This window comes from Lacticaseibacillus sp. YLM2-1 (assembly GCF_056583465.1).
Window position 1 is genome coordinate 378,592 of sequence record NZ_CM152617.1, and the last position, 23,177, is coordinate 401,768.

A 23,177-nucleotide genomic window follows, 5' to 3' on the forward strand; every position below is an offset into this window, starting at 1 on the left:
TGACCTTCAATATGGTTGCAACAATTGATGGTTTCCAGAAGGATATTAGATCGGATAAAAGGCTAAAACATGCCGAATCTCCTTTTTAGCCAACTTAAAACAAAAATTGTTTCATGCCTTAGTGATGAAGATCGGTCAAGGACTGCTTAAGCTCCGCTATGTATCGAACGGCTGTATTTGTTTTAAATATCTCTAATCTGTTAATTATCGTACAAACTAATTATGTCAGAAACTACAGCGTAGGAGCCGACTTTCTACTGAATTTAAACAGGCTACGAATTTTTGAATTGATTTTGGTGAAATCCAAGTAATTAATTTTTTGATTTGCTTAAAGTTAAATTTTTCAGCAATCTGGGGGCTGCTTAATGCCTCAGCAACCGATTAAACCAAAATATCGAAAAAATTTTTCTATTTTTTGACATTTCAATTGTGGCTTTTGTGCTATTATCATGTTGCTTTATGTTGCCTGCTTATTTATTTATTAACATAAAGTGCCTATCACCAGACAAATAAGCAAGACAACCAAGTATATGAATTTAAATTTAAGGAGATTAACATATGATCTTTGATACTAAACAACACTACAAAATGTACAAAAAAGGCAAATATTGGGCTTTTGCGGCAATTACATTAGCTACAGTTAGCCTTTCTGGTCTTATAAGCAACGATACTTCGGTTCATGCTGATACTTTAAATAGCGAGGCAAACACTGCCAAAAACGCATCCAATGGATATCAAGACTCTCCTCAAAAAACAAATGAACAGCTTAATCAGGGGTCTACTGAAAGCTCGGCTCTAAGCAAGACAAGCATTAATCCGACAATTAATGCTAACACTGCAGCAAATAACTCTACTAATAGTGGTGACAACCAATTAACGAATAATGTTCCAACTAATAAAACCTCTAGCAATAATACTATTGCTTCAAGCAATTCTTCTAATGAAAGCACAAAGGTTAATGCGACTTTAAGCTCGGTTTCTGGAGCGAATGTTTCAATGACCTCAGACGGTCTTGGAACAAGCTCCTCACCAGTTAATGGCGATAATTCTGTCACATTTACTTTTTCACTTAGCACGATTATTGGGAAACAAGAGCTACATGCTGGTGATACGATTGTTCTAAATGTAGATAGCCAGGGCTTAAATTATAATACCGTTGGCTTATCTGGAGGAGCTCCTTATTTTAGTATGACAAAGAGTCCTTCAACAAACACAATTACTTTAACTGCGACGGAAGACATAAATTGGACCACCACTGATCCAATAGTGTTTTCAATTTATGGAAACCCCTTAGATATTTCAGGAAATAACAATATAAGAACTTATCCAATTACGTCGACTTATAATGATAATAAAAACAACCAAAGTGTTGTTTTGACACCATCCAACACAAATCTTTACGTCAAAACGAATGGCGGTGGAGGATGGAATGTCTTGGGGTCAGGCGTATATCCTAGCGATGTATGGGGCGCTCCTTTTAGCAAAGATTATTTCAATAATTATGTTGGTGGTACTGCAAACAATACTGGTACTTATATATATAGTCAGAATGCAATGAAATTCACGGCTGGCTATTTCAACACTTCATCTTCTGACTATACTGATGGCGTTCTTAAAGTTAATTCAGATTACGTCATTGATCAGAAGTCCATTGTTATATCTATTGGTCGGATTGGCTCATATACGGCCATGCTTAATCCAAATATTGTTTGGGATGCTGATGGTAAAGGCTTTACGCTTAATATCGGTTCACTGCCCAGAACTGGAAATAACAGTGTTGCAGTCACTTTTTTTGTGAAAACCGCAAGTATTAATGATAAGCCTACTTTAAATTCAGTTTTAACAGCGTTGGATCCTTCTGGGGCTGCAACTAGTGTAAATGGTACGGCTCATGGAAAATATGTTCCCACGAGCAATGGATCCTTCACGCCTAATATCACTGCAAGTGATAAAACGATATACAGTACTCAAAAGTTATCTGAATCTGATCTGTTAGCATTAGCCACGGCAAAAGATCAAACAGATGGAGATATTAGCAAAAATATAACTATTAAAGAAATAGGTGGGTTTAAACTTGACGATACGAATGCTGCAGGTACATATACTATCGCGTATGCAGTGACGAATAGTTCCGGAAATACAAGTACAACAACATCTACCATCACCGTAAAGGCAGATCAAACTAGTACCAAGGCAAAGGACAGCACTTTAGTGGCTGGCCCAGACACCAAGTGGAATGCGGCAGATAATTTCGTGAGCGCTACTGATGCCGACGGCAATGGGATTGATGCCAAGAGTGTAAATGTATCCGGAAGTGTTGATCCAACCAAGCCGGGCGATTATGAAGTGACCTATAGCTACACTGATGCAGGTGGGAATCAAGTCAGTGCGAAGGCAACGATTACGGTTGTTTCCACAAAGGCATCAATTAAAGCAAAGGACAGCACTTTAGTGGCTGGCCCAGACACCAAGTGGAATGCGGCGGATAATTTCGTGAGCGCTACTGATGCCGACGGCAATGGGATTGATTTCAAGAGTGTAAATGTATCCGGAAGTGTTGATCCAACCCAGCCAGGCAAATATGAAGTGACCTATAGCTACACTGATGCAGGTGGGAACCAAGTCAGTGCGAAGGCAACGATTACGGTTGTTTCCACAAAGGCATCAATTAAAGCAAAGGACAGCACTTTAGTGGCTGGCCCAGACACCAAGTGGAATGCGGCGGATAATTTCGTGAGCGCCACTGATGCCGACGGCAATGGGATTGATGCCAAGAGTGTAAATGTATCCGGAAGTGTTGATCCAACCAAGCCGGGCGATTATGAAGTGACCTATAGCTACACTGATGCAGGTGGGAACCAAGTCAGTGCCAAGGCAACGATTACGGTTGTTTCCACAAAGGCATCAATTAAAGCAAAGGACAGCACTTTAGTGGCTGGCCCAGACACCAAGTGGAATGCGGCGGATAATTTCGTGAGCGCTACTGATGCCGACGGCAATGGGATTGATTTCAAGAGTGTAAATGTATCCGGAAGTGTTGATCCAACCCAGCCAGGCAAGTATGAAGTGACCTATAGCTACACTGATGCAGGTGGGAACCAAGTCAGTGCTAAGGCAACGATTACGGTTGTTTCCTCAAAGGCAAATATTAATGGTCATGACTCCACAATTGATCAAGGTGATTCTTGGACGCCACAAAACAATTTTGATGGTGGCACGGATGCTGAAGGAAATGTAATTGACTTTAGAGAAATTGTGGTTGAAGGTACAGTTGATTCTAATGTTCCTGGAAAATATAAAGTTACGTATTCATATACTGATCAAGAAGGAAATGTTTTCCAGAAGACTGTAACAATTACTGTATTAGCAAAACACTCGAATCCAACTAATCCAACTAACCCGACTAACCCGACTAATCCAACCAACCCAACCAACCCAACTATTCCAACTGATTCCACGCAAACGGTAATTTCTGGCAATTCGGGAACACGTTTGCCGCGTACAGGAGAACGGGAAGGTATTGAAGCCAGTTTATGGGGCGGACTAATCGTTGCTATTAGTACCTTGCTAGGAATACTTGGCATAGATCGAAAACGTAAGCAAAACTAATTAGTGACTGACAAAGTCTGTTCGGCTGCTTTATTAGTGATATTGTTGTGACAAAGAACTTTAAGAAGAGTATGTCGCAAAACACCAATGACAATCACCGAATAACCAAAAGATACAAAATAAGAGAGATGCCAATAATAATAGCGTGAGACTGATTGGAATCCTTTCAGTTCTTGGCTTATTCATCTATAGTCTCTCTAAACCTTACAGACGCGAACGTCAATAAGAGCATGTGCCATAAGATTTGATATTAAATATTTTTGTAGCGAGAAGAAGCTGCAAGAATGCGTATTAGTAAAATAAGCTAATCGTTCGGGACGACTTTTCATAGTGAAAGTCGTCTTTTTTGATAATGCAAAAAAACACTTACTCAGTTTCTATGCTATGTTTGGTAGCATTGAAACAAAAAGTAAGCGAGGTGAGGAGTAAATGTTTCAATATGATCCTACACTGTCCGTTCTTTAAATATCGGATAAGTGCCTTTGTTCGTCATGAGTATCGAAACAATGGGCCGTATCGCTGCAAGTATCATTTGATAGATGCCAACTACCTATCGATTCACCTAGTGTTCACTTGAGGTTTTGAGGCACGATACGTTATTGGGGTTGACACAACCCATGCGCGTGTCTTCAACGAAGTCGAGGTACTACCAGTCGTGGTCCCGGTGACGCTATTGCGACTTTTGTCACATGGTCGGTGCCAAGACGCCGCTCTTGCAACCCGATCACACGCTTGCTAATTACATAAAGGCCCCGATCATGAAATTGGTTTTGAGCGACTACCAGTCAAAACAATTGTCCGCATTGTCGGGATCTCAGTTTCCTTGATTCAACTGTTTGTCGACCAAAATCTCAAATTTCGACCGGTCCGACGCCTACCTATGCGCCGCTGTTTTGACGAATTCCGTTCCACTCACGGCACCAGTCTTGTTTATCTCTCTTTGCTGGTTCACATATATTGGCGCCTTGCTTGGTGATCAAATCAACTGCATGATTAAGAATTTCTTCATCGCCCATTATTCTCTTGCTGAACGCACTCAGGTTCCGACTGTCCCTATGGATGTGAATGCAGCTTATCAGGCAAATATTCATGAGGGTTTCACCCAAGTTCAAGCAAACATATGAGACCTATTTAGCGCTTCATGATGCTCTGATGGTGAGGAAACATCCCACAAACCTGGCCAACCTGGCCAACCTGTTAGCTACTTGCGAGCCAAACGGTGCGGCAATAGACATGACGATCGCAACACTTAAGCGACACAAAGTCGCTGTTCTCAATGCCATCACCAGCCCTATTCCAACGGTCCGATCGAAGGGATTAACCGCCTCATCGAGTCACTCAAACGATCCTGTTTTGGCTTCAAAAATCAGCAGAACTTCTTCAAAAAAATCACAGTATAATACGACAAAGACGGCTCCCCAAATGGAGAACCGCCTCAAATGATAAATTTATTCTTCAACATCAGTCGACGTAGAGCCAAAGTTCGAAGTCTGCCCATTACTTATAAAAAGTATGACAAAGTTACTTGCAAACGAATGCTTAATGAGATGAAATGGCGCTTGTATCAAGTCGAACTTTTGAAGATCTTCCCGCTTAATTGGCTGAATTTGGTTTGAGACACTTATGCAATTTGAATGCCAGCTTCTAAGGTATTATCCAATTTATAGATTCGTTCAACATCAATGACCACCACGCCAGCGCGTGGGAAACGATCAAAGATGTTAGTTTTATCTAGAATCTGATTAGCAAAGTCATCTGCTTCATGAATATGAGCCGTTCCCTCAAAGCGAAATCCCTTTTGAGCGCCTCTATCAGCAACCGCAACCGCCGCCAAATGGTTGTTCGAGAGATTATTATAGGCCTGCCTAAAGGTGTGCTCAAAGTAGATTAAATGTGAGTCATCTAAGACATGTAGTGAACCCTTGGGACCAACTTGAGGCTTGCCATCTTTTCCTGTTGTAGCTAGAAAGGGGAGCTGATTCTTTAACATATTTTTCATTTCTTCTGTAAGATTTACCATTTGATTTTCTCCTATCAACGTAATACTGGCTATTTATTTACTTTTAGTAAATATATTGTTGAGATACTATTTTGTCAATCCTATGTCCCAAGATGAACATCGCAGACTAGGATCACGGAAGGTTTAAAAAGATTCCCTTGTTTTGTAAATTGGTTAAGCAAACATGTTTATATGGGTCTGTACTAGAATTTCGGACAGAAACATAAGAGAATTGATTTATCCGAAAGGAGTCCTCAAAATGACCTATTCACGCAATCGCTACGACCAAGATTTTAAGAAAAATGCGGTACATTTGAGTTTTAACTCTTCCAAACCAGTTAAAATCATTGCCTCCGAACTTGGTGTTCCTGAAAGTGCCCTGTATCGTTGGCGGAAGCTATATACCGAAGATGGAAAGCAAACACCGTTTGCTTCTTTAGAAGCTGAGAACCGTGCCTTAAAACGTGAAAATGCCGAATTAGCATTGGAGCGTGATATGTTAAAAAAAGCCGCCGCCTACTTTGCCAGTCTCCAGAAGTAACCCCCAGCGATAAGTATGCTTTTATGTTGAGGGAAACCTCTGTTTCTGTGGTAAGGTGGGCGCGTTTGTTAGACGTATCAACGAGTGGTTATTATGCTTGGCGGAGAGCTTTGCCAAAGCGAAACGCCAAAGAAAGGCAATATCGTCAACGAATCAAACACTTTTTTGATCAAGGACAGGGCACTTACGGGCCCAAACGCATCTGCGGTTTATTGCGTAAAAATGGTAATAAAGCTTCCTATCACCGAGTTGCCCGTCTGATGGCTGATGCCGGTCTGTATTCAACGCTACGTTGTCGTCATCCGAAGAGTTTGACCGATAGCCGCCTTGCTCGTCAAGGTGATTATCCCAATCTAGTGAAACACCAATCTTTTAAGCCGTTTGAAGCCTTATCAAGTGACATTACACAGACGACAACATCAGAAGGAAAAGCTTACATTTGCCAAATAAGGGATTTGAACAGCAACCTAGTGTTAGCTCATCAAATATCCAATCATATGGACACGGATTTAGTCTTAGCGACACTTAAACAAGCCCACCAAAGGTGGGCTTTGCCAGAAACGTGTATTTTTCATAGTGACCGTGGTAGCCAATACACGGCCAAAGCAGTGACAAAGTTGGTCAACCAATATCATTGGCAACGTAGCTTCTCAGCATTGGGAAAACCGGGTGATAACGCTTGGAGCGAAAGCTTCTTTGCCATCATGAAGAAAGAGCTCATTTATCAGATACAATTTAAAGATATCAATGAACTGAGAGCGCAAGTCTTCGCTTACATCGAGACCTTTTACAACCGCGTAAGGGTACAAGCACGCTTAGACTATCTTGCACCAGTAGCATGGCTTTCCTTGTATGACCAAGCTTCACAAAAAGTCGCTTAGCAAACTGTCCGAAAAAGTGTTGACTTCCCATTCTTGGGAGCTTAGTTTCAGAGATGATTGAACATTATACAGATAATAAAGTAGAGTTTCTGAACAACTTAGGAACAGCTACGATAGATCAGCAGGCAATGCAAAGAGGAGACTTAGATATATCAGCCACAAGGTATACGGGAACTGATTTAGTAACCACACTCGGAGAAAAGACAGAAAAAGATCCAACGAAGACGTTGAGAACAGTTCAGACTCAGTTCGAAAGAAGATTTGGATATTATTGGTCAGACGGATACGGCTTTTCAAACCAATTCACATTTTTAGTAACAAAAGAAACTGCAAAAAAATACCATCTAAAAACAGTCAGCGATCTAAGGAGAGTTGCTAGTAGACTATCTTTGGGGACTGATCAGGCATGGTACAAACGAGCAGGCGACGGATATCTGGCTTTCAGCAAATATTATGGCATGAAGTTTCGAGATGTTTATCCAATGCAGGTGGGAATTTTGTACGATGCTCTCGTTAATAAGGAACTTGATGTCATTTTGGGATATTCAACTGATGGTAGAATCGGAAGCTATGATCTAGTTATGCTGAAGGACGATAAAAAGTTCTTCCCGCCATACGCCGCGAGCTTTGTTCTTTCAAAAGACACACTGCAAAGATATCCTAAATTAAAGGGTATCTTAAATAAATTATCAGGAACTATTGATACAAAAACTATGCAAAAATTAAATTTTCAGGCTGATGATGAAATGCTTGAGCCGCAAAAGGTAGCTAAAGAGTTTTTAGAAAAGCATAAGTACTTTGAAGAGGGGGAGAAAAAATGATACAGGAATCTCTGGATTATTTATCTACCAATTTCTCATATATCTTGAATCAAATTGGCATCCATCTCTACATTTCAACGCTTGGGGTTGTGATAACTTTCTTTATCGGGTTTCCCCTTGGAATATTTCTTTCAAATCATCAGAAAAGTGAATTCTTTGTTACGAATTTGATCAATATTTTTCAAACAGTTCCTTCAATCGCGCTTCTAACAATTCTTTTGATGTTTATGGGATTAGGCCAACGGACAGTGTTAGCCGCTGTTGTCGTTTATTCATTGCTACCGATTGTGAAAAATACAACAGTTGGCTTAAAAAATGTTGATCCAATTTACATTGAAAACGCTCGAAGTATTGGTATGAGCAAGTTTCAAACTTTGTGGATAGTTATGATACCATTGGCTGCTCCAATAATTTTGGCAGGTGTCCGAACTGCCCTTGTGATGGCTGTGGGTGTTACCGCCATTGGATCTTTTGTCGGTGCCGGTGGATTGGGGGATATAATTCTCAGAGGAGTTAATATTACAAATGGTTCTCCAGTTATCATAATTGGTTCTGGACTTTGTGTGCTTATTGCAATCGGGGTAGATGTACTCTTTAAGTGGATTATTGGTACTAGTGAAGAATGAGCGCTGAGTTGTGCGACAGCTTGAAATCAAAAACCTAAACTTTAAGCAGGTCTATTAATCTGCTCTGGAAAAGAGAGTTAGATTACTTTATTGACTAAATTTCTGCAAAGGCTTACAATAACCGTGTAAATTAAATATACAGAAAACAGTATATTAAGCTAGGAGTGTCACAAATGCAGGCTTATCAATATCAAAAAAAAGGATTAGCACTCATCTTCTTAGCAAAGAAATTCTTTGTTCTGAAGGTTGGCGATCGTGTGCCCACAGTTACTGAAATGATCAACGAGTCCGAATTGTCGCGTGGCACTATTCAAGCGGGACTTGAATTGATGAAGGCTGATGGCGCTATTTCAACGATTTCTAAGGGTCATCTCGGGTCCTTTTTAGTAGCTCAGGACCAAGATAAGCTTCTGTCCTATTTGGATTATCGGAATGTTGTGTGTGCGATGCCACTTCCGTATACCAAACATTATGAAGGCTTAGGGACAGGCCTCTATAAGGCGTTCAAGAATCAGAAGCTAGGTCTAAATGTTGCGTACGTCAATGGATCTGTGAATCGTTTAGAAGGGTTGCAGCGCAATCGTTACGATTTCATTATCGTGTCAGCACTTACTGCTGATTACTTGGCTGAACACCATGACGTTGATGTCGTTGGGATTATGCCTGAAGGTTCCTACGTATCTCAACACGTCATTGTTTATAAGGGGGATCAGGATTTCAAAATGCGCGATGGCCTGCGTATCGGGATTGATTCGCATTCACTCGATTATAAGTTGATGACGAACAAAATCTTAGAGAAGCACAAAGTTGAGTTGGTCGAGTCTCCCTATAATCAAATTGTCCAGCGAATAGTTGCAGGTGAAATTGACGCAGCTATTTGGAATCTTGACGAGGTGAAGTCAAAAAATTATCCACTGAGTTATCAGATGATCAAAGACCCAATGGTTAAGCGTGCATCTCGAGCTGCCATTCTTTGTGCCAAGGGAAATGGATTTGTTAAAAGAGTAATTGGTGATTACGTGGACTTTAAGGAAGTGACAGCCATTCAAAAACAAGTGATTTCAGGAGAAGTTTTACCAGAATACTAATTGAGAGATATACCCCATTTTAGGAGGTGAGACAATGTGAGCGACGAAACCGCTAAAAAATTGCAGATCTTATATGATGTGGGCAAGTTGAGTGATGAGGATCTTGCATTCATTCGTTTAGTTGATCAATATTTGGTTCGAACAGTGGGCGAGCGAGACTCCGAGATGTTCTTGATTCATTTATCAGTTGCATTAGAACGCAGTCATAAGCAAGAACCTGTGGATGCGTTGCCAGATAATCTTTGGGAAGAAGTGACAGCCGATCCAGCATACCAGAAAGCTTTAAGTATCTGGCAACATGTCGCGGCATCTCGGCCAGTTGAATTTTCGGATTTTGAAACACGCTACATTATCATGCATTTGGTTAATATTTTGAGGAGGGGTTAATATGACAAGAATCGTCATTGGTGGTCAGATGGGTAAGGATGAGTTGAGGCAGTCACTTGAGAAACTGACCGCGGGGAAAGATGTTGAGATTAGTGTCAAGAGCGATCTTGATGCAGCCATGGCAGTCAAAGATAACAAGGCAGACTTTTATATTGGTGCTTGCGAGACCGGTGCTGGCGGCGCCTTAGCAATGGCGACCGCGTTATTAGGCTCAAGTAAGACACTGACAGTTGCATCACCCTCGAAAGTTTTATCTGAAGCGGACATCAAAGAGGGCATCGACAATGGGAAGATTGCATTTGGCTTTACGATTAACACGAAGGACACGATTTTACCAATTCTTGCAAAATATCTGACGAAGTAAACTTTTATGTCATAAGTCAATATACGGTATTTTGTATATTGAGAAGAGGAAGGTGTCAAAATGAATATTTCGGTCTTAGTAGACTACGTGTTAATCGCGTTAGTCGGAGGCGTGGGTTCGATTTTAGCCAATCGCGGCATTGCGGTCTTTAATGATGGCTTGCGACCAATTATGCCAGAGTATCTGGAAGGCAAGATTGATCGCAAAGAATTGGCTGCTACCAGTTTTGCCGTTAGTTTTGGCTTAATTATCGGCTTTGGAATTCCGGTATCTATTGGCTCAACAATCTTGGTAGCGCATAGTATTCTACTTGCTGCTGATATTATCGGCACATGGACCCCAGCCAACAAATGGGGCACTGCACTGGCTGGTGTTGTTGGTGCCGTGTATGGTGTTGGGCTTCTGTTTGGCCTTTCATTTATTGTTTCAGCGTTCAAAATGCTTCCCGTTAACTTCCTAGGAGCGTTGTCACTGCTAGGCGGGCCGATTTTGTTAGCTTTCTGTGCATTCCCAGCACTTGCAGTTGCCAGTCAGCATGGGGCAAAGAAAGGCATGATCACATTTGGGGCGACATTTGTTGCTTACCTTCTTGCCACAAAATTTGGGGTTTTCTCAGTTGGCAATGGGATAAAAATCACGTTAAACCCAATTGGAATGTCACTCTTAGTCGCAATGTTATTCATGCTTTACTTTGCCGCTCAAATTAAAGGCGAAGGCACATCAAATGCAAGTCTGGTAAACGTCTTTTCGGCCCGAGTTTCTCGGATTAAAAAGAATTGGATTTGGTTGTCCATCATGGGTGGCTTAATTACTGCCGCATCAAGTGTCTTGATTATTGCGGTTGATGTTTTGCCGCAACAGTTATTGGTTAAAGGCCAAGTCATGGAAGCCGCCATTGCAACATTGGCTCGTGCGATTGGATTTATTCCGCTTGTCTTCTCTACTGCCATTGTAACTGGTGTCTATGGCATGGCCGGCACCACGATCATCTTTGCAATTGGCCTTTTATTGAAAGGCAATCCGATTGTTGCGTTTATTGCCGGATTTGTTTGGATGTGGATTGAAGTCCAAGCACTTGCTGGTACTGCTAAAGGTTTGGATAAATTCCCTGGGTTGCGTGATATGGGTGAACATATTCGAACTTCTCTAACGGATACGATTGCGATCGCCTTGCTGATTGGTGCTGCGTTGGCCTGCAATAAGATGGCGCCAAACCTTGGTTACTTCTGGGTGATCGGAGTCTGGCTGCTGAACAAGAAGCTGAAAAAGCCTCTTGTTGATATGGCAGTGGGACCAATTGCTGCTATCGCGCTTGGAATTTTGCTGAATCTGTTACGAATCGTACATCTGTTTTAGTCGATGGCGAGCGCATTAAGGGGAGGAAACATGTTATTACCAGGTAAGGTTTATGCTCATGAACACATTCCAATTGATTTATCTGAAGTCAAGCAAAACGAGGATTGTCATCTTGATGCCATTGATCAAGTGATTGCAGAATTCAAGGATCTTTATCAAAAAGGTGTTCGTAATGTTATTAGCATGACGAACAAAGGTATGGGTCGAAATATTCCATATGCTAATAGAGTAGCAAAAGAATCTGGCATCAACATTGTGCAATGTACTGGGTTCTATCAAGACGCCTTTTTACCAATTGAAGTCTTTCGGTTGTCTGTTAGTCAGTTAGCTGAACAGATGATTAAAGATATTCAAGTCGGTATTAAAGGAACAGATATTAAGGCTGGTGTAATTGGCGAAATTGCAACATCGAAAGGTCAGTGGACGGCAGCTGAAGAAAAAGTTTTCCAGGCAGCGGTCATTGCCCAGCAGGAAACTGGTTGTCCGATAAGCACGCATACCTCAATTGGAACGCTGGGTCGTGAACAGGTTGATTTCTTTAAACGACAGCATGCGGATCTTAAACACATTGTTATCGGACATGTTGATCTGACAGGCAGTGCCGACTACGTCTTAGATATGTTGAAAACTGGTATTAATGTGGAGTTTGACACAATTGGCAAAAATAATTATATGCCTGATGCAACGCGCGTTGAGATGTTAAAAGCGATTGACGCCGCCGGTTTTACGGATCAAGTCGTTTTGTCCATGGATATTACGCGTAAATCACATCTGAAGGCTAATGGGGGGAATGGTTATGCTTATTTACTTGATTCATTTATTCCTCAGCTGCAGGATGCGGGCATTTCTGAGACTTTCATCAACAAAATGATAGAAGCAAATCCTCAAAGAATCTACGGTGATATCAATGCCTAGTTTTAAAACTTATCCATTAGAAAGCATCGGATATGACGAAGCGCTGCGGAAGCAATTTCGTTTAGTTGATGAGATTACCCAGCATTTTAAGGGGTCTGAATTTCTCAGTCGTGGTGATTTAGGCGTTGTGCCGGGGCTTAATCAACCGCGCTATACCAAAAAAGTAGAGGAAATTCTTGCCGCATATTTTCACGCTGAAGCTGCCATGTTAGTTCGAGGTGCAGGAACAGCGGCAATTCGGATGGCTTTGCACAGTTATCTGAGGGCTGGTCAGACTTTACTCGTTCACGATGCACCCATTTATCCGACCACACAAACATCAATTGAGATGATGTCATTACGAACGATTCGAGCTGACTTTAATGATCTGAATCATCAACAACTGCCTGAGTCGCCGGACGGTATTCTTGTTCAATATACGCGACAAAAGCCAGATGATTCGTATGATATGGCAAAGGTCCTGGCATTCTTTAAGCAACGATATCCGTCAGTTCCGATTGTGACGGATGATAATTATGCTGTCATGAAAGTTCACAAGATTGGCGTTGAACTTGGCGCTAATCTAAGTTGCTTTTCAACATTTAAATTGCTAGGGCCGGAAGGTATTGGTTGTATTGTTGGTGCCAAATCTGCCATCCAAAAATTGCGATCCGAGAATTATTCAGGCGGCTCACAAGTACAAGGACACGAAGCAATTGATGTTTTACGTGGACTGACTTATGCACCGGTTGCATTGGCTGCTCAAGCGAATGTTGTCACTGAATTAGTTGAGCGATTGAATGGGAACGAGATTCCTGGCATTTCCGAGGCGTATGTGGCAAATGCTCAGTCAAAAGTTTTGTTGGTTGAATTTAACCAACCGATTGCGGAAAAAGTTTTGAAATATACAAATGACCTTGGTGCAGCACCAAATCCTGTGGGTGCCGAGTCGAAGTATGAGATTGTGCCAATGTTCTACCGTGTATCGGGTACCTTTAAAAAGTTTGATCCAAATCTATTAAAAACAACGATTCGAATCAATCCATATCGTTGCGGTGCTGACACCATCATGAGGATCTTAGCGGAAAGTGTCGAGAAGGTGATGGCGTAATGTTCTTAAAACAATTGGAAAAACTAAATCCAGAATTAATTCAATATGCCTTTGAATTGCATCATTCGGGGAAAATTTTACCGGATACGTATGTGATTGATTTGGATATGATTCATCAAAACACAACTCATATGGTTGCTGAAGCTAAAAAAAACCATGTTGAGTTACTTTATATGACGAAACAAGTTGGTCGTAATCCTGTGATTGCGCAGGAAGTTGTTAACGCTGGCATCCCAGAGGCTGTGGTGGTTGATTTTCGTGAGGCTGAAACTTTTATGGAAAACGGACTGGCCTTAGGCAATGTCGGGCATTTGGTCCAACCGCCAAAGCATTTTCTCACTCGTCTTCTGAAGTATGGAACAAAATACGTCACGATGTATTCACTCGAAAACACCCAAGCGTTGAATGAAGCAGCAAAGGAAGTCGGTATCAAGCAAAAGGTGCTACTTAAAGTTATGGGCAATGGTGATGATATTTATCCAGGCCAAACTGGAGGTTTTACCTTAGCGGAACTAGACAAGCAGCTTGAGCAGCTTAAAACACTGTCGAATATCGCGCTTGTTGGCATAACGACATTTCCGGCGATTCTATATAACGAGTCACAAGAAGATTTTGCAGCGACAGCAAATGTCAAAACAATTGACGAAGCTAAAAGTATTTTTAGCAAACATGGTCTAAAGGCACAGGTCGTGAGCTTGCCGTCAGCGACCTCAACTACCTCATTGCCATTGATTAAGCAACTTGGCGGTAACGAAGGCGAACCTGGGCATGCGCTGACAGGGACGACACCGCTGCATGCGGTTAAGGAACAACCTGAGAAGCCTGCCTACTGTTACGTGAGCGAAGTTTCTCATACATTTGGCCCTCACAGTTACATTTTCGGAGGCGGCTGGTACCGGCGTGGTCACTTAAAGAATGCCTTAATTCAAGATGGTGATCAATACACACATGCACATGTGTTACCACTTGAAAATTCGAATATCGACTATTACTTGGAACTAGATCAGCAGTTTAAGTCAGGCTTGCCAGTGATCATGGCTTTTCGTACGCAAATTTTTGTCACCCGAAGCACAGTCGCTTTGGTTCGAGGATTACACACCGCTGACAAAACACCTGAATTAGTTGGTTTATATGATAGTCAAGGGAAAAAATTACCAGAAGGGATGCAATAGCATGGGCAAATACGGTGTCATTGTTTTAGATAGTTTTGGTGTTGGTGCCATGGATGATGTTCCTAAAGTTCGCCCAGATGACATCGGGGCAAACACAGCTTTAAATATCATTAAGGCAGTACCACAGATTAAAATTCCTAATTTGGAAAAGCTAGGTTTGATGAACGCTATTGGCCAAGAACGAGGTGATCACAAGTTTTCGCCGACAGCAAATTGGGGGACCTCCTTACTGATGCACCATGGCGCTGATTCTTATCTTGCGCATCAAGAAATCATGGGTACAAAGCCTAAGATGCCACTGCTTCAGCCGTTCAATGAAGTGATCGATACAGTTGAGGCACAGGTTAAGAAAGATGGATTCAATGTCGAACGTTACGGTGATCCCGGCTACCAATTATTACTCGTTAATCATTGTGCGACAATTGGTGACAATCTCGAAGCAGATCCTGGGCAGGTCTATAACGTAACTGCAGCACTTGATGAAATGCCATTTGATGAAATTACGCGTTTAGGAGAATCAGTTCGCAGCGTGGTCAAAGTCTCGCGGGTCATTGCTTTTGGTGGACGAGGCGTTGATTTGAAGAACATTTTGGCAGCTCGGAAAATTGAACACGAGAAGTATGTCGGTGTTTCAGCGCCGGAATCAGGCGTCTATAATACAGATTATCATGTCATTCATTTAGGTTATGGTATTAATCCTAAGGTGCAGCTGCCGTCAATTTTGCACGCAAATGGTATTGATGTTGCTTTGGTTGGTAAGACGGCAGATATCATTAATGTTGATACACCACGGAAGTTCCCAGGTGTTGATACGGACTATCTTTTTGATAAGTTTGTTGAACAGTCGAAGGATATGAAAGATGGCCTGCTGTTTATGAACATTCAAGAAACTGATTTAGCAGGTCACGCCGAAGATCCTGTTCGATACGCTGAAGTACTTGAAACAGCAGACAAGCAGTTAGCCGATGTCTTACCACTTTATACAGGCGACGATATTTTAATTGTCATGGCTGACCATGGCGATGATCCAACGATCGGATTTAGTCTGCACACGCGGGAACGGACACCTTTGTTGATTTACAAGGAAGGTACTCACAATAAGTATGTGGGCGAACGTTCGACACTTTCTGATGTCGGTGCGACGGGTTCGGATTTCTTTAAGGTACCATTCCCCGAGAATGGTAAGAGTTTCTTGCATCGAATTATCGATGGGACAGACTTAGACGCATGATGTCGCGATGAATGGTAGTGGCGGATGATGACAGTGAAGGGTCGTCATCCGTCACTATTTTTGTACAATCATACTCATCGCTTAAGCTGAATTCATCGATAAAATCGGTTTGTCAGCGGGCTGAGTGACTATTGTTAGTTTTCAGGCTGATCAAACATGTTCATATAAATCTCAATCAAAATATCTGCTTGCACCATCAAAGAAGCCCTTGAAGTGATGTCATAATTTTCAAAGTGGTTGGTGGGGACGGAGGAACTAAGGTTAGCGTCCATCATCTTAGCAAGCGAACTATCGCCATTGTTTGTGATTGAAAATAATAAGTTGTGATCAACATACCTGAATTTTTTGACGGCTTGAATAATTGACTGGGTTTCACCGCTCATAGAGAGGAAGAGGATGACATCTTGTGGGCGTGTGAGTTTGGGGATCAAGTCAATGATGTGTGATTCATAGCTGTAGATGGTAGGTTTATTCAGTTGGATGAAGCGCTTGGCAACATATTCCGCGATTGGTTTGGTCAGACCAACGCCTGCAATGTAAAGGGTTTTAGCTTCATGAATTTTAGTTGCCATGTAGCGTAAACGTTCAAAGTTAACGTTGTCGAGCAGGCTTGTGAACAGATGGCGGTATTGGCCGATTAAATCCTTTTGATCAGGTAGGGTATTCTCTTTAACTGCGGCCATCGCGCGATATTTGAACTCCGAATAGCCAGCTAGATCTAATTTTTTAGCCATACGAATAATCGTTGTGTTCGAGGTGGCGAGGCGTTCAGCAAGTTGCGTTAAGGTGAGTTGTCGAATGATATACGGGTGCGCATCAATAAAGTAAAACGCATACTTTTCGGTTTCAGATAAGTTGCTGAGATGTTCAGCGAATTCTTTTTCAATTAATCCCATATTGACCTCCAGTTGCGTATAATTATACGCTTTGAGAACGGTTTCGTCAGTTTACCTATGCTATAACCAAAGTGGAGTGGAAAAGGTGTTAGAAACTTTTGATGAGGTGAACTATGTTTGCAGATAAGATCGAGACACATTTGCGGCAGATTTATCAAGATGATAGGCAATATCGACAGGCAACTCAAATTTTTTCTGATCTGTTGAAGTCGGAGCAGCTGGCGGACTTCAGACCCGTTATGCCATTGTCTCAGAAAAGTGCTTATTTGATCACTTATGGCGATGCATTTACGGAACAGCATGAGCGTGGCCTGTCAGTTTTGAAGCAAGTCGTTGACCAGTATTTATCCGAGACAATTACGGATGTCCATCTGTTGCCAATGTTCCCATATACATCAGATGATGGGTTTTCCGTCACAGATTACATGGCCATTAATCCGGATCTTGGTGATTGGCAGGACGTCTATGCGCTGCGACAGTCAAAGCGGCTGATGTTCGATTTTGTTGCTAATCACATGTCTGCAAACAGTCTTTGGTTTAAGCGTTTTATGAACCATGATGCTGGTTTTGAAAAGGCGTATATCGAATTTGATCCAACTTTTGATACATCAAAGGTGATTCGGCCGAGAGTTTCGCCACTTTTTCATACTTATCAAAATGATCGTGGTGAAACTAAGACGGTTTGGACAACCTTCAGTGAAGATCAAGTTGATATTAATTTTGGCGATCCACTCATGTTAGCTCGTCAGACAAAGGTGTTGCTTGAATATGCAAAGCGGGGCGCGGCCTCGATTCGCTTGGACGCCATTGGTTTTATTTGGAAAGAAAGCGGCACTACTTGCATGCATCGCCCGGAGACCCATGAAATTGTCCGACTGTGGCGAACACTGCTTGACCATTTTGCGCCGAATACTCAGATCATTACTGAAACAAATGTGCCAAATAAGGAAAACATCAGCTATTTTGGCCAGGGTGATGACGAAGCGCACCAAGTCTATCAATTTCCGCTACCGCCATTGGTTCTTTATAGTTTTATTTCCGGGGATGCTGATCATCTTCAAGAGTGGGCTAAAACTGTGCAGGCACCATCTAGTAAAGCCACTTTCTTCAACTTTCTTGCTTCACATGATGGTATTGGGTTGCGACCAGTTGAAGGCATTTTAAGTGCGGACGAAAGGCAACGCATCATTGACCGGGTTTTAACCAACCATGGGCAAGTGTCGTACAAAGATAACCCAGACGGCACCAAGTCTGTTTATGAGTTGAATATAAACTATGGCGATGCTTTAAGAATAAGCACTGATACGGATGCAGAAGCGGCCAATAAGATGATCGCGGCACACAATATCCTAGTCTCAATGGTCGGCGTACCAGCGATCTACTACCACTCAATGTTTGGCTCTAAAGGTGACCTTAAGGCGGTTAAAGAAACTGGTATGAATCGCCGCATTAATCGCGAAAGAGTTGACTATGATCGGTTGAAGAATGAGCTACGGACAGATCAGTATCGTCAAAAAGTTTACGCAGGAATCAGTCATTTACTCAAAGTTCGTCAAAAGAACATCGCCTTTAATCCGTTTGGCAAACAAGAAGTATTAGAACTTGGAAAGCAGATTTTTGCCGTGAAGCGGTTTAGTGATGATGGCTCAGCGATTATTTCATTTACAAATGTTTCAAGTCAGCCAGCAACTATCCACAACATTGAGGGTCGAGAGCTGCTATCAGAGAAGCTTGTCAGGAATGATTTGCGACTGAAGCCATACGGTATTGCGTGGTTGAAGATGGAGGCATCAAAGTGAAGGTTGTTGTCGGAATAGATAGCTTTAAAGGAAGTGCTAGTTCAGCTGAATTGAATCAAGCTGTGGCAAGCTCAATTAAAGAGGTTGCTGGTGTAACCGCGGTATGGCCAGTGAGTGTTTCAGACGGCGGAGAAGGCGCTGTTGCTTCACTTCAACAGCGCCTTGATGGTCAAATGAAGACGGTCACGACAATTGATTTACTTGGTCGGAGAATTCAAGCCCCGTACTTTACTTTTGTTTTTGAGAATGAAAACTATGCCGCTATCGAATCAGCTAGTGTTGTTGGACTGGATAAGGTTGTACCCAGCCCAGAAACCATTCGTCAAGCCAGTTCATATGGTTTAGGAATTGCATTGAGGAAACTTGATCAACAACATTTTGACCATATTCTTATCTTCCTTGGTGGCACTGGGGTTTCGGATGGTGGCTTGGGCGTTCTGCGCGCCTTTGATGGCGCCATTAAAGACAACAAAGGGCAACTTCTTGAAGAAGGCAATCTGCTATTACAAGCAGCGTCAATCAATTTATCGAAGCTGAGCCGATTACACAGTGATTTGATGATCGCCACCGACGTGACAAATCCGTATTCAGGTGAGAGCGGCGCAGCGAAGGTTTATGCACGACAAAAAGGTGCCACTCTCGAGCAAGTCAACCAACTGGATACAAATGCACATCAGATCGCCAGTCATATCCATGAGTCAGGTGGTCCTGATTTAGACAAGTCTGCAGGAGCAGGAGCAGCCGGCGGTCTTGGCGGAGCTTTACAACTAATTGGTGGTCAAATATGTCAGGGATTTCCAACAATGGCAAAGTTTCTGCGGTTGGATGATCTGTTTGAAAAAACTGATCTTGTGATTACTGGAGAAGGCAAACTTGATCGACAGTCAACGTTTGGCAAGGTGCCTTTCGGTATGGCGAAATTGGCCGAAAAGTATGCGGTGCCAACCGTTGTCCTATGTGGTTCCAAACAAATCGCCACTTGTCCAAAAATCTTTGCTGGCATCTTTTCCATTCAACCTGGTCCTATCAGTCTCACTGATGCGATGAACAAAGAAAACACATTGGCTAATATCGGGAATACGGCTTACAACATTTTGTCGACTATTCAGCACGTATTCGCACAAAGACCTCAGGAGGGGTAATTATTATGGACATGACGCTCATTACGGATCCGTCGTTAATCTTTTTACATCAAGATTGGCAGAGTAAAGAAGAGGTATTAGATCACCTGATTAATGCATTCGCATCAGAAGGTGTTGTTAATGACAAAGCGGTTTACAAGCAGGCTGTTTTAGATCGTGAAAAGATTTCTGAAACCGGATTCGAGAACGGGTTCGCCATTCCTCACGGCAAATCCGAGGCGGTTACGAAGCCCGCAGTTGCTATCGTCACTTTGAAGAAGCCGCTGGCATCTGCTGCGTGGCCATCAACTGATCCAACGAATCAAGTTGAGTTGATTTTCTTACTAGCGATTCCTGAATCGCAAAAAGGCGATGCTTATCTCAAGATTCTTTCTGATTTAGCCGTTCGCTTAATGGATGAGAAGCTTGTCGATCAACTTAAACATGCCAATACCGCTGATCAAGTTATTCAGTTACTTGGCAAAAAGAATCAAGAGGGTCTGTACTAGAATTTCGGACAGAAACATAAGAGAATTGATTTATCCGAAAGGAGTCCTCAAAATGACCTATTCACGCAATCGCTACGACCAAGATTTTAAGAAAAATGCGGTACATTTGAGTTTTAACTCTTCCAAACCAGTTAAAATCATTGCCTCCGAACTTGGTGTTCCTGAAAGTGCCCTGTATCGTTGGCGGAAGCTATATACCGAAGATGGAAAGCAAACACCGTTTGCTTCTTTAGAAGCTGAGAACCGTGCCTTAAAACGTGAAAATGCCGAATTAGCATTGGAGCGTGATATGTTAAAAAAAGCCGCCGCCTACTTTGCCAGTCTCCAGAAGTAACCCCCAGCGATAAGTATGCTTTTATGTTGAGGGAAACCTCTGTTTCTGTGGTAAGGTGGGCGCGTTTGTTAGACGTATCAACGAGTGGTTATTATGCTTGGCGGAGAGCTTTGCCAAAGCGAAACGCCAAAGAAAGGCAATATCGTCAACGAATCAAACACTTTTTTGATCAAGGACAGGGCACTTACGGGCCCAAACGCATCTGCGGTTTATTGCGTAAAAATGGTAATAAAGCTTCCTATCACCGAGTTGCCCGTCTGATGGCTGATGCCGGTCTGTATTCAACGCTACGTTGTCGTCATCCGAAGAGTTTGACCGATAGCCGCCTTGCTCGTCAAGGTGATTATCCCAATCTAGTGAAACACCAATCTTTTAAGCCGTTTGAAGCCTTATCAAGTGACATTACACAGACGACAACATCAGAAGGAAAAGCTTACATTTGCCAAATAAGGGATTTGAACAGCAACCTAGTGTTAGCTCATCAAATATCCAATCATATGGACACGGATTTAGTCTTAGCGACACTTAAACAAGCCCACCAAAGGTGGGCTTTGCCAGAAACGTGTATTTTTCATAGTGACCGTGGTAGCCAATACACGGCCAAAGCAGTGACAAAGTTGGTCAACCAATATCATTGGCAACGTAGCTTCTCAGCATTGGGAAAACCGGGTGATAACGCTTGGAGCGAAAGCTTCTTTGCCATCATGAAGAAAGAGCTCATTTATCAGATACAATTTAAAGATATCAATGAACTGAGAGCGCAAGTCTTCGCTTACATCGAGACCTTTTACAACCGCGTAAGGGTACAAGCACGCTTAGACTATCTTGCACCAGTAGCATGGCTTTCCTTGTATGACCAAGCTTCACAAAAAGTCGCTTAGCAAACTGTCCGAAAAAGTGTTGACTTCCCAGAAGCCACAACAACGATTAAAGAAACCAAGCAGCGACCTAAACAAATTTTAGCGATTACTGCATGCGCAACGGGCATCGCCCATACCTATATGGCCGCAGAGGCTTTACAAAAAGCGGCCGCGGCTAAGGGCGTTCAGATTCACGTTGAAAAGCAAGGCGCTAACGGTATTGAAGATGGCATCACACCAGAAATGCTGAAGGATGCGGACGGTGTTATCTTCGCAACTGATATTGCAGCAAAAGGCAAGGAGCGTTTTAAGGGCATTCCATTTGTTCAAACAAAGGTAGCTGAGCCATTAAAACATGGTGAAGCCATGATTGACCAAGTCTTAAATCATCCTGATGGCGTGGTGCAAGGAGAAGCGGCTGCATCAGAAGTTGCGACAACCGGTAAGAAGCAGTCTTGGCAAAGTACGTTGATGCAATCTGTTATGACCGGGATTTCTTATATGATTCCGATTTTGGTTGCTGCCGGGGTGATGATCGGGCTTTCGCAAATAGGTGCGAGTTTCTTCGGCCTGAATAAGGTGATTGGTGATCCTAAGATGGCCACCAATGCGAACCAGATGATTGTCTTACTTTATTACATGGGTCAATGTGGCAACATGGCAATGAAGTTCATGTATCCAATCTTCACAGCTTTCATGGCTTATTCAATTGCTGATCGACCAGCGATTGCGCCCGGATTTGTCGGTGGTGCCTTTGCTGCTGGCTTCCAGTTCATTTTACTGGGAAATGCGAAAGGGATTCCATCAGGTTTCTTCGGTGCTCTGTTCCTTGGCGCATTAGTGGGCTTCCTTGTGAAATATATGAATGAACATATTCATTTAAATAAGAACTTCTCGGCAATGAAGCCGATGCTAATTTTACCTGGTGTTTCAATCTTGGTTGTCTTCCTGGCTAACTTCTTTATTGTCGATCCTGTGTTCGGCGGATTGAACGCTTGGTTGCAACAAATGGTTTTAACTTATAAGGACTCTAGTGAAGTTTTACTCTCTTCGATTATTGCTTGTTTAACTGCTTTTGACTTAGGCGGCCCGGTTAACAAGGCGGCAGGTGCCGTTGCAATTGGGATGGCAGCTGATAAAGTCTTTCCATTAACGCCGCGGGTTTTGTCTATCGTGATTCCCCCAATCGGGATTGGGCTTGCAACGCTGATTGACAAATATGTTGTTGGGCGCCATGTCTTTGATGAAGATCTGCGGGTTTCAGGCAAAACATCATTGTTATTAGGCTTCCTAGCCATTGGTGAAGGGGCGATTCCATTTGCCTTAGCCAATCCGCTCATCACGATCCCAATTAACATGCTTGGGGCAACACTAGGGTCTGTCACCGCTGTTTTGCTCGGCGCAGTTCAGTGGTATCCACTGCCGGCCGTATGGGGATGGCCATTGGTTCAAAACTTCCCGGCATACGCTGTTGGTATTCTTGTTGGGGTCTTGTTTATTGCTTTGACTAATATCTTTATTCGCTTTCATATAATTCGTAAGAAAGAAAAGACAACCACTGCTGTGAAATGATTGGAG

21 protein-coding genes are annotated in these 23,177 nt (G+C 42.5%); 18 read left to right on the plus strand and 3 right to left on the minus strand.

The features are described from left to right. The first annotated feature begins 558 nt into the window (after positions 1-558). Positions 559-3,609, plus strand: a complete 3,051-nt coding sequence (locus AC07KQ_RS01845) for a bacterial Ig-like domain-containing protein (RefSeq protein ID WP_274990997.1) — start codon at positions 559-561, stop codon at positions 3,607-3,609. A gap of 878 nt (positions 3,610-4,487) precedes the next feature. Here AC07KQ_RS01845 and AC07KQ_RS01850 read toward each other — a convergent pair. Further along, complete coding sequence (locus AC07KQ_RS01850; protein WP_016386738.1) at positions 4,488-4,625, minus strand: hypothetical protein; 138 nt, start codon at positions 4,623-4,625, stop codon at positions 4,488-4,490. Positions 4,626-4,937: 312 nt separating this feature from the next. Between AC07KQ_RS01850 and AC07KQ_RS01855 the strand changes: the two genes are divergently transcribed. Then, on the plus strand, positions 4,938-5,009 hold the full coding sequence (locus AC07KQ_RS01855) for a hypothetical protein (protein ID WP_225437630.1): 72 nt from the start codon (positions 4,938-4,940) through the stop codon (positions 5,007-5,009). 221 nt (positions 5,010-5,230) lie between these two features. On the opposite strand, the gene AC07KQ_RS01860 is transcribed toward AC07KQ_RS01855, so the two are convergent. After that, positions 5,231-5,629, minus strand: a complete 399-nt coding sequence (locus AC07KQ_RS01860) for a pyridoxamine 5'-phosphate oxidase family protein (protein WP_003563273.1) — start codon at positions 5,627-5,629, stop codon at positions 5,231-5,233. A 238-nt stretch (positions 5,630-5,867) separates the two neighbouring features. Here AC07KQ_RS01860 and AC07KQ_RS01865 point away from each other — a divergent pair. The 11 genes from AC07KQ_RS01865 to AC07KQ_RS01915 all read left to right on the plus strand — a co-directional run bounded on the left by AC07KQ_RS01865 (position 5,868) and on the right by AC07KQ_RS01915 (position 16,080). Beyond that, a protein-coding gene (locus tag AC07KQ_RS01865) for an IS3-like element ISL1 family transposase (protein WP_121496551.1) occupies positions 5,868-7,030 on the plus strand; the annotation gives its coding sequence in 2 pieces (ribosomal slippage) (positions 5,868-6,108 and positions 6,108-7,030; 1,164 coding nt in all). A gap of 29 nt (positions 7,031-7,059) precedes the next feature. After that, positions 7,060-7,851 carry an osmoprotectant ABC transporter substrate-binding protein gene (locus AC07KQ_RS01870; protein ID WP_274991000.1) on the plus strand — a complete coding sequence of 264 codons (792 nt, stop codon included), beginning with the start codon at positions 7,060-7,062 and terminating at the stop codon, positions 7,849-7,851. Beyond that, positions 7,848-8,477 (plus strand): ABC transporter permease, encoded by a 630-nt coding sequence (locus AC07KQ_RS01875; RefSeq protein WP_016370161.1) that lies wholly within the window; start codon positions 7,848-7,850, stop codon positions 8,475-8,477. The genes AC07KQ_RS01870 and AC07KQ_RS01875 overlap by 4 nt, the downstream gene beginning before the upstream one ends. Positions 8,478-8,650: 173 nt before the next feature. Continuing rightward, a complete protein-coding gene (gene yhfZ / locus AC07KQ_RS01880; RefSeq protein ID WP_003597365.1) occupies positions 8,651-9,565 on the plus strand; it encodes a GntR family transcriptional regulator YhfZ in 915 nt (304 codons plus the stop codon). A gap of 36 nt (positions 9,566-9,601) precedes the next feature. Continuing rightward, positions 9,602-9,952 (plus strand): PRD domain-containing protein, encoded by a 351-nt coding sequence (locus AC07KQ_RS01885; RefSeq protein ID WP_020751416.1) that lies wholly within the window; start codon positions 9,602-9,604, stop codon positions 9,950-9,952. Between the two features lies 1 nt (position 9,953). Beyond that, positions 9,954-10,316: a DUF2620 domain-containing protein gene (locus tag AC07KQ_RS01890; protein ID WP_003573501.1), complete on the plus strand. Its 363-nt coding sequence runs from the start codon at positions 9,954-9,956 to the stop codon at positions 10,314-10,316. 60 nt (positions 10,317-10,376) lie between these two features. After that, positions 10,377-11,672: a YhfT family protein gene (locus tag AC07KQ_RS01895; RefSeq protein ID WP_003573503.1), complete on the plus strand. Its 1,296-nt coding sequence runs from the start codon at positions 10,377-10,379 to the stop codon at positions 11,670-11,672. Positions 11,673-11,702: 30 nt separating this feature from the next. Next, a complete protein-coding gene (locus AC07KQ_RS01900; protein WP_020751417.1) occupies positions 11,703-12,587 on the plus strand; it encodes a phosphotriesterase family protein in 885 nt (294 codons plus the stop codon). Then, entirely contained in the window at positions 12,580-13,677 is a 1,098-nt protein-coding gene (locus AC07KQ_RS01905; RefSeq protein ID WP_020751418.1) for a PLP-dependent transferase, read from the plus strand. Before AC07KQ_RS01900 ends, AC07KQ_RS01905 begins: the two co-directional genes overlap by 8 nt. After that, the gene (locus AC07KQ_RS01910; RefSeq protein WP_020751419.1) at positions 13,677-14,849 is read left to right on the plus strand and encodes a YhfX family PLP-dependent enzyme; all 1,173 of its coding nucleotides are present in this window, start codon (positions 13,677-13,679) and stop codon (positions 14,847-14,849) included. The genes AC07KQ_RS01905 and AC07KQ_RS01910 overlap by 1 nt, the downstream gene beginning before the upstream one ends. A 1-nt stretch (position 14,850) precedes the next feature. Further along, complete coding sequence (locus tag AC07KQ_RS01915; protein ID WP_020751420.1) at positions 14,851-16,080, plus strand: phosphopentomutase; 1,230 nt, start codon at positions 14,851-14,853, stop codon at positions 16,078-16,080. 134 nt (positions 16,081-16,214) lie between these two features. Here the strand turns inward: AC07KQ_RS01915 and AC07KQ_RS01920 are convergent, their stop codons facing one another. Then, positions 16,215-16,976, minus strand: a complete 762-nt coding sequence (locus tag AC07KQ_RS01920; protein ID WP_016370166.1) for a MurR/RpiR family transcriptional regulator — start codon at positions 16,974-16,976, stop codon at positions 16,215-16,217. 113 nt (positions 16,977-17,089) lie between these two features. Here AC07KQ_RS01920 and AC07KQ_RS01925 point away from each other — a divergent pair, with 113 nt between their 5' ends. The 5 genes from AC07KQ_RS01925 to AC07KQ_RS01945 all read left to right on the plus strand — a co-directional run bounded on the left by AC07KQ_RS01925 (position 17,090) and on the right by AC07KQ_RS01945 (position 23,171). Beyond that, a complete protein-coding gene (locus AC07KQ_RS01925; protein ID WP_020751422.1) occupies positions 17,090-18,775 on the plus strand; it encodes a sugar phosphorylase in 1,686 nt (561 codons plus the stop codon). Beyond that, positions 18,772-19,917, plus strand: coding sequence for a glycerate kinase family protein (locus AC07KQ_RS01930; RefSeq protein ID WP_013245406.1), 1,146 nt, complete (start codon positions 18,772-18,774; stop codon positions 19,915-19,917). Before AC07KQ_RS01925 ends, AC07KQ_RS01930 begins: the two co-directional genes overlap by 4 nt. A gap of 5 nt (positions 19,918-19,922) precedes the next feature. Further along, complete coding sequence (locus AC07KQ_RS01935) at positions 19,923-20,405, plus strand: PTS sugar transporter subunit IIA (protein WP_480156582.1); 483 nt, start codon at positions 19,923-19,925, stop codon at positions 20,403-20,405. Between the two features lie 52 nt (positions 20,406-20,457). Next, positions 20,458-21,620 (plus strand): IS3-like element ISL1 family transposase gene (locus AC07KQ_RS01940; RefSeq protein WP_121496551.1). Its coding sequence is split into 2 segments (ribosomal slippage): positions 20,458-20,698 and positions 20,698-21,620, totalling 1,164 coding nucleotides; the frame shifts between segments, so codons are not numbered across the junction. Positions 21,621-21,704: 84 nt separating this feature from the next. Next, positions 21,705-23,171, plus strand: a complete 1,467-nt coding sequence (locus tag AC07KQ_RS01945) for a PTS fructose transporter subunit IIC (RefSeq protein ID WP_480156638.1) — start codon at positions 21,705-21,707, stop codon at positions 23,169-23,171. Positions 23,172-23,177 lie beyond the last annotated feature (6 nt).

What these genes read in the sequence shown, in the direction of transcription:
- AC07KQ_RS01845 (WP_274990997.1), top strand. Translation starts at nt 559, where the DNA reads ATGATCTTTGATACTAAACAACACTACAAAATGTACAAAAAAGGCAAA.
- AC07KQ_RS01850 (WP_016386738.1), bottom strand. Translation starts at nt 4,625, where the DNA reads ATGGGCGATGAAGAAATTCTTAATCATGCAGTTGATTTGATCACCAAG.
- AC07KQ_RS01860 (WP_003563273.1), bottom strand. Translation starts at nt 5,629, where the DNA reads ATGGTAAATCTTACAGAAGAAATGAAAAATATGTTAAAGAATCAGCTC.
- AC07KQ_RS01875 (WP_016370161.1), top strand. Translation starts at nt 7,848, where the DNA reads ATGATACAGGAATCTCTGGATTATTTATCTACCAATTTCTCATATATC.
- yhfZ (WP_003597365.1), top strand. Translation starts at nt 8,651, where the DNA reads ATGCAGGCTTATCAATATCAAAAAAAAGGATTAGCACTCATCTTCTTA.
- AC07KQ_RS01890 (WP_003573501.1), top strand. Translation starts at nt 9,954, where the DNA reads ATGACAAGAATCGTCATTGGTGGTCAGATGGGTAAGGATGAGTTGAGG.
- AC07KQ_RS01895 (WP_003573503.1), top strand. Translation starts at nt 10,377, where the DNA reads ATGAATATTTCGGTCTTAGTAGACTACGTGTTAATCGCGTTAGTCGGA.
- AC07KQ_RS01900 (WP_020751417.1), top strand. Translation starts at nt 11,703, where the DNA reads ATGTTATTACCAGGTAAGGTTTATGCTCATGAACACATTCCAATTGAT.
- AC07KQ_RS01905 (WP_020751418.1), top strand. Translation starts at nt 12,580, where the DNA reads ATGCCTAGTTTTAAAACTTATCCATTAGAAAGCATCGGATATGACGAA.
- AC07KQ_RS01910 (WP_020751419.1), top strand. Translation starts at nt 13,677, where the DNA reads ATGTTCTTAAAACAATTGGAAAAACTAAATCCAGAATTAATTCAATAT.
- AC07KQ_RS01915 (WP_020751420.1), top strand. Translation starts at nt 14,851, where the DNA reads ATGGGCAAATACGGTGTCATTGTTTTAGATAGTTTTGGTGTTGGTGCC.
- AC07KQ_RS01920 (WP_016370166.1), bottom strand. Translation starts at nt 16,976, where the DNA reads ATGGGATTAATTGAAAAAGAATTCGCTGAACATCTCAGCAACTTATCT.
- AC07KQ_RS01925 (WP_020751422.1), top strand. Translation starts at nt 17,090, where the DNA reads ATGTTTGCAGATAAGATCGAGACACATTTGCGGCAGATTTATCAAGAT.
- AC07KQ_RS01935 (WP_480156582.1), top strand. Translation starts at nt 19,923, where the DNA reads ATGGACATGACGCTCATTACGGATCCGTCGTTAATCTTTTTACATCAA.